Origin of the sequence: Allobosea sp. (assembly GCF_030694325.1) — a bacterium.
Classification (GTDB): domain Bacteria; phylum Pseudomonadota; class Alphaproteobacteria; order Rhizobiales; family Beijerinckiaceae; genus Allobosea.
The window spans coordinates 21,783-27,782 of record NZ_JAUXYO010000229.1; the positions used below are offsets into that span (position 1 = coordinate 21,783).

7 protein-coding genes are annotated in these 6,000 nt (G+C 66.2%); 4 read left to right on the plus strand and 3 right to left on the minus strand.

The window, feature by feature from the left end; genetic code table 11:
- Positions 1–347: 347 nt before the first annotated feature.
- The gene (locus tag Q8M82_RS15145) at positions 348–749 is read right to left on the minus strand and encodes a hypothetical protein (protein ID WP_305692162.1); all 402 of its coding nucleotides are present in this window, start codon (positions 747–749) and stop codon (positions 348–350) included.
- Positions 750–784: 35 nt separating this feature from the next.
- The gene (locus tag Q8M82_RS15150; protein WP_305692163.1) at positions 785–928 is read right to left on the minus strand and encodes a hypothetical protein; all 144 of its coding nucleotides are present in this window, start codon (positions 926–928) and stop codon (positions 785–787) included.
- On the opposite strand from Q8M82_RS15150, the gene Q8M82_RS15155 reads away from it, so the two are divergent.
- The 3 genes from Q8M82_RS15155 to Q8M82_RS15165 all read left to right on the plus strand — a co-directional run bounded on the left by Q8M82_RS15155 (position 927) and on the right by Q8M82_RS15165 (position 4,023).
- Positions 927–1,487, plus strand: a complete 561-nt coding sequence (locus tag Q8M82_RS15155) for a hypothetical protein (protein WP_305692164.1) — start codon at positions 927–929, stop codon at positions 1,485–1,487. The two genes, Q8M82_RS15150 and Q8M82_RS15155, sit on opposite strands and share 2 nt — an antisense overlap.
- A gap of 243 nt (positions 1,488–1,730) precedes the next feature.
- Positions 1,731–2,702 carry an AEC family transporter gene (locus tag Q8M82_RS15160; RefSeq protein WP_305692165.1) on the plus strand — a complete coding sequence of 324 codons (972 nt, stop codon included), beginning with the start codon at positions 1,731–1,733 and terminating at the stop codon, positions 2,700–2,702.
- Between the two features lie 190 nt (positions 2,703–2,892).
- On the plus strand, positions 2,893–4,023 hold the full coding sequence (locus Q8M82_RS15165; protein WP_305692166.1) for a CaiB/BaiF CoA transferase family protein: 1,131 nt from the start codon (positions 2,893–2,895) through the stop codon (positions 4,021–4,023).
- Positions 4,024–4,193: 170 nt separating this feature from the next.
- Here Q8M82_RS15165 and Q8M82_RS15170 read toward each other — a convergent pair whose 3' ends face one another.
- On the minus strand, positions 4,194–5,363 hold the full coding sequence (locus Q8M82_RS15170) for a UbiH/UbiF family hydroxylase (protein ID WP_305692167.1): 1,170 nt from the start codon (positions 5,361–5,363) through the stop codon (positions 4,194–4,196).
- A gap of 151 nt (positions 5,364–5,514) precedes the next feature.
- Here Q8M82_RS15170 and Q8M82_RS15175 point away from each other — a divergent pair.
- Positions 5,515–6,000, plus strand: a 486-nt coding sequence (locus Q8M82_RS15175; RefSeq protein ID WP_305692168.1) for an alcohol dehydrogenase catalytic domain-containing protein, incomplete at its 3' end; no start/stop codon positions are given.

Genomic DNA, 6,000 nt, shown 5'->3' on the forward strand with positions numbered 1-6,000 from the left:
GGCGAAGCGATTGCTGCGTAAATGCTCAACCAAATTAAGGAAGTAGTTTGTTCTGCAGTGGGTTCAGTCCAATGGCTGGATTGGTCTTGCTATCTATCCACTGCCAAACCCAAGGCGCGGCCCAGCCTGAGTAATCACGGGGGTCAACTGCGATTACCAAAACGCTGTCCTCGGGATGTTTTAACACGCTACGCGCCAATTTTGTTATATCTGACGCGCTAAAATTGGTCCAGATAAGCCAGTTGTAGCCGGTGAACCTGATCCAATCACCAGCCTGCGTAAGAGCTGTGTCCATTGCCGTATTATTCAATGGTGTTTTTACCCACCGAACATTTACATTATACATTTTAGGCATGGTCGCGCCCCGTTTTCAGGGGTGGCAATACGTTTGGCTGATTGTCTATTACAATTTTGGGGTCACTGGCGGCCATATCCATCTGGCGCCATTTAATAAGATCAGCGCCTTCCAATGCGGCCAAATGAGGAAATTGGATCGCGTAAAGAGCGACACCCCCACAGAAAGCTATGAACACCGCGATGGCCGCAAATCCAAGGGTCAGAAGTGCTCCTTCTTTCCCCTGCAAGCCGTAAGCAATTACGCCGAGAACCCCAAAAAGGGCCACTACGGCTGTGGTGAGCTTGCCCACGACACCAGTGCCGAGCTTAATCCGGTCGAAAGAGCCGGATAGAATTGCCGATGGGTCCAATTTTGCCAATGCGCCCCCCGAAGAAGGAGCGTACTTGTACAAAACGATTCCACAAGTGCCATGCTACGCCTCGTGGGTTATTTCTTCGGCGCCAGTCGCTCAGGCTTCGCCGGAGCCTCCTTGACGACCTTGGACTTGCCGTCATGCGGCTTCGGCGGCGTTGCCAGCATCCGCTTGAGCACCTCGTCTCGGCGCTTCTCGTCGGTTTTGGGATCATCCATGGCCTATTACTTTCCCAAAAAGCCCGTGAAGCTGGACTACATCTACTTTCATGTTGGCCGGTTCGTGGTGAGGTGGGCCGACGCGGAGGACGCAATCGACTCTTGTTTACGTCTGTTTGCAGCCGCCCTCAATGATCCGCTCTATCAGATCCCGCGCTCAACCAAGCGGAGGATCGAGGCCTTCAAAGCAGGGCTCGCAAAATGCCGCCTCTCTCCAGAACAGCATTCACGCGGCAAGGCGCTGCTGGCCCGGTTTGAAGCGATTGTAGAACACCGCCATTGGGCGGTTCACGCCGTCCTGTGGAATGAATCCTGGGAAGCGAAAACGACCTTCGTAAGCTACCTGCGTGTCAGCCTGTCAGATGGCGGCTTAGAACAGCGGGACTATGACCTTGCTGAAATCGAAGAGCTCGCCGACGAGTGTGGACGCCTTCACGTCGAATTGTGGGACTGGCTAACCAGCGACCTCGGCGCTTCGACCCCGAAGAAAGCTGAGAAGGCGGCGCGCAAAATCGGCGTGAAGCTCCCCCGAAAGCTCCCAGTCCGCAAGCATCTGTGAAATCTCACGCACGAGGGCATCCTCTTGAGTGAGTTTACTTTTTTCAGTGCCGGCCTGTCGGTTCTCAACCTGATTCGTCATGTCTGCTTTGTCAAGTATATAAACGTCCTTCCGATCCTGTCTGCATCTCGCGCCGCCCGCCCCGGCGCCGTTGCCGCTTGCGTGCGGGCCGGCACCGGCTAAACAGCGCCGGGCAGGTCGATCCCTCTCGCGGTCGGCGCCTCCGCTGGGACTGTCGACCGCATGGCCGATCTCGCCACCATCGCCAATCTCGTCGCGCCCTTCTTCGGGCTGATCCTGCTCGGCTTCGTCATCGGCCGGTGGAAGCGCCTGCCGGAGGCGGGGCTGGTCTGGCTGCAGTTCTTCTTGATCTATGTCGCGCTGCCGCCGCTGTTCTACCGGCTGATCGCCGACAAGCCGGTGACCGAACTCGCCAATGGCCGCTTCATCCTGGCGACGACGCTCTCGACCCTCCTCGTCTTCATGCTGTCGCTGGCGGTCGGTCTGCGGGCGACGCGGGGCGACCTGCCGCAGGCGGTGATGCAGGGCGTCGCCGGCTCCTATTCCAATATCGGCTATATGGGCCCGCCCTTGCTGCTGGCGGCGCTGGGCCCGGCTGCGAGCGCGCCGCTGGTGCTGATCTTCGTCTTCGACAGCCTGCTGCTGTTCTCGATCATCCCCTTCCTGATGGCGCTGGCCGGCGTCGAGAAGAGGAGCCCGCTCGAAACCGCCCGGCGCGTCGCCTGGCAGGTGGCAAGCCATCCCTTCAACGTCGCGACGCTGCTCGGCATCCTCGCCAGCGCGACCCATTTCGAATTGCCCTCGGTGCTCGACAAGATGACGCTGTGGCTGGCGCAGGCGGCGGCGCCCTGCGCGCTTTTCCTGCTCGGCGTCACCGTGGCGCTGCGGCCGATGAAGACGCTGCCGCCCGAGGTGCCGGTGCTGGTCGTGATCAAGCTCGTGCTGCACCCGCTGCTGATCTGGGTGCTGCTCTCGGCGATCGGCAATTTCCCGGACATCTGGATCTTCACCGGCGTGATCATGGCGGCGCTGCCGCCGGCTTTGAACATCTTCATGATCTCGACGCAGTACCGCGTCGGCATCGACCGCGCCTCGGCCTGCATCCTGATCGGCACCGTCGTCTCGATGGTGTCGCTGACGGGCTTCCTGTGGCTGGTGAAGACGGGCAGGATGGCGGCCGACCTCTTCCCCTGATCGCCTTGGGGAGACGGCTCGGCGATCAACAGCCCTCATCCTGAGGAGCAAGCCGACAGGCTTGCGTCTCGAAGGATGCTCCAGATGGTTCGAGAGCCTCCTCGACCATCCTTCGAGACGCCATTCCCTTCGGAATGGCTCCTCAGGATGAGGGCTTGGCACAGCGAGACGTTTCTACCGAGCCTCGAGATTGAGCAGGACGCCGATGCTGCCGCTGGACGACCTGACGGTCCTCGATTTCTCCACCCTGCTGCCGGGGCCGATGGCGAGCCTGTTCCTGGCCGAGGCGGGGGCGCGGGTCATCCGCATCGAGCGGCCGGGCGGGGAGGAGATGCGCCGCTTCCCGCCGCGCTTCGGCGAGACCTCGGCGCCTTACGCCGTGCTCAACCGCGGTAAGGCGTGCGTCGAGATCGACCTGAAAGCGCCGGACGCCCTGGCGCGGTTGACGCCGCTGATCGCGCAGGCGGACATCCTGATCGAGCAGTTCCGGCCCGGCGTGATGGAGCGGCTCGGCTTCGGCCCTGCGGCGCTGTCGGCGATCAACCCGCGGCTGATCTATTGCTCGATCAGCGGCTTTGGCCAGTCCGGACCGCGCGCGCAGGAGGCCGGGCACGACATCAACTACCAGGCAATCGGCGGGCTGCTCGGCCAGTCGTTGCGCGCCGGCGACCCGCCGCCACTGCCGCCGCCGCTGGTCGCCGACATCGCCGGCGGCACGATGCCGGCCGTGCTCAACATCCTGCTGGCGCTGCGCCAGCGCGAGCGAAATGGACAGGGCTGCCATCTCGACATCGCCATGGCGGACGCCATGCCGGCCTTCGCCTGGTATGGGCTGGCGCAGGGCCAGGCGAATGGCCGCTATCCCGAGGGCGGGGAGGGGCTGCTGACGGGGGGAAGCCCGCGCTACGGCCTCTATCCGACGCAGGATGGCTGGTTCCTGGCGGTGGGCGCGCTGGAGCCGAAGTTCTGGGACGTCTTCTGCGAGGCGATCGGGCTCGCGGCTGCGTTGCGCGATGATGGCCCCGATCCCGAGGCCACGCGTGCCGCCATCGCGGCGATCATCGCCGACCGTCCGGCCGCGCACTGGCGCGAGACGCTGGAGCCGCGCGACTGCTGCTGCACGGTGGTGCGGACGCTCGAGGAAGCGGTGGCCGATCCGCATGCGACGGCGCGCGGGCTGTGCGACACGCAGGCCCAGGAGCCGGGCGGGCGCCGGCTGGTCTCGACGCCGCTGCCGTTGGCGCCGGTGTTCCGCGAGCAGGCAGAGGGCCTGCGGGAGGTCGCGGCCAGCGGCGCGGATACGGAGCGGCTGCTGGGATAAGAGCGGGGAACCACAGCCGTCATTCCGGGGAGGGCCGCAGGCCCGAGCCCGGAACCCATGAACACGCGGGCGAAGCAGTCGGCACGGGACCCGCGCGCCTCCGGGGCTATCCCTGTGTTCATGGGTTCCGGGCCCGTCGCTTGCGCGACGTCCCGGAATGACGCCGTGGCTCAGGCCATCCCGCCGGCGAGCCCCTGCCGCATCACGAGCCGCCGCAGGGGGCCGATGCGGGACAGCGCCAGAAGGCCGGCGCCGCGCAGCAGATCGGCCGGCATCAGATCGGTCAGGAGCGTGCGGTTGAGCGTGTCGACCGCCCCGGTGCGCAGGCGCACATCGGTCTGCCGCGCCCGGTCATAGGCCGCAACCGCTGCCGGCGCGCCGGGATCGGGGGTCTCGTCGACCGCGTCGCGCAGCGCCATCACGTCGCGCAGGCCGAGATTGAGGCCCTGCGCGCCGATCGGCGGGAAGACATGGGCGGCTTCGCCGACGAGCACCATGCGGCCGGCGCCGAAACGCTCGACCGCGAGCCCGCCCATCGGCACACGGCCGCGCGGCCCGTCGAGCCGCATCGCGCCCAGCAGGGAATGCGCCTGCCGCTCGACACGGCGGGCGAAGGCGGCGTCGTCGAGTGCCGCGACCTCGTCGGCCTCGGCGGGATCGAGCAGCCAGACCAGCGAAGAGCGGCGGCCGGGCAGGGGGACGAGGGTGAAGGGGCCCTTGCGGGTGTGGAACTCCGTCGAGACGTCGCGATGGTCGCGGGCATGGGCGACAATCGCGGTGAGCGCGCTCTGCGGATAATCCCAGTCGCGAGCGGCGATACCGGCCGCCTCGCGCACCCGCGAGCGGCGCCCATCGGCGCCGACGACGAGCCTGGCCCGTAGCGAAAACCCTTCGCCCTGCAGCAGGACGCCGTCCTTGTCGGGCGTAATCCCGGAGACGAGGCCCGGCTCGTGGCGGATTCCGGCGGTGGTGGCGAGCCGGGTGGCCAGCGCCGCGACCAGCTCGGCATTCTCGACATTCCAGCCGAAGGCGGGCAGCCCGACCTCGGAGGCGCGGAACTCGACCGGGGGCTGGCGGAACAGGCTGCCGGTGTCGTCGACGAGGCGCATGACCGCCAGCGGCGTGGCCTTGTCGGCCAGTGCGTCATGCAGGCCGAGATCGCCGAGCAGCCGCCAGGAGCCGTCGAGCAGGGCGACGGTGCGGCCGTCGCGATGGGTCGGGATGGGGCCGAGCAGGGCGATGCGGCGCCCGCCCTCGGCCAGCGCGAGCGCGGCCGCGAGCCCGACGGCGCCGGCCCCGACGATGGCGATGTCGACCTGGTCCCTGCGCGGTGTCGTCATGGCGTTCTGGTTACGCCAGCTGGGTGGGATTGGCCACGGGGCGGGGCGTCGCAGGATCGCAGGGACGTGATGCGCCGGCCGCACCCCGGCCCCGTTGCGCAGCCGCGCCAAGGCCTTATGGTCCTGTGCGAAAGTTCAGGGAGATGACGACATGGTCAAGGCGATCCGCATCCACAAGACCGGCGGGCCGGAGGTGCTGCAGCTCGAGGACATCACGCTGCCGGCGCCGGGGCCGGGCGAACTGCGGGTGCGCAACCGGGCGATCGGCCTCAACTTCATCGACACCTATTTCCGCACCGGGCTCTATCCCGCGCCGCATCTGCCTTTCGTGCCGGGCAACGAGGCCGCCGGCGAGGTCCTGGAGGTCGGACCCAACGTCACCGAATTCAAACCGGGCGACCGGGTGGCTTATGTCGCGACGCTCGGCTCCTATGCCGAGGAGCGCATCGTCGCGGTGAACTCCACCGTCGCGCTGCCGGAGGCTGTCTCCTTCGAGGCCGCCGCCAGCATGATGCTGAAGGGCATGACGGCGGAGTATCTGCTGCACCGGACCTATAAGGTGAAACCGGGCGATACGATCCTCGTCCATGCCGCGGCTGGCGGCACCGGGCTCATCCTCTGCCAATGGGGCAAGGCG

Coding starts and splice junctions, on each gene's coding strand:
- Q8M82_RS15155 (WP_305692164.1), top strand. CDS start 927: ATGGCCTATTACTTTCCCAAAAAGCCCGTGAAGCTGGACTACATCTAC.
- Q8M82_RS15150 (WP_305692163.1), bottom strand. CDS start 928: ATGGATGATCCCAAAACCGACGAGAAGCGCCGAGACGAGGTGCTCAAG.
- Q8M82_RS15170 (WP_305692167.1), bottom strand. CDS start 5,363: ATGACGACACCGCGCAGGGACCAGGTCGACATCGCCATCGTCGGGGCC.
- Q8M82_RS15160 (WP_305692165.1), top strand. CDS start 1,731: ATGGCCGATCTCGCCACCATCGCCAATCTCGTCGCGCCCTTCTTCGGG.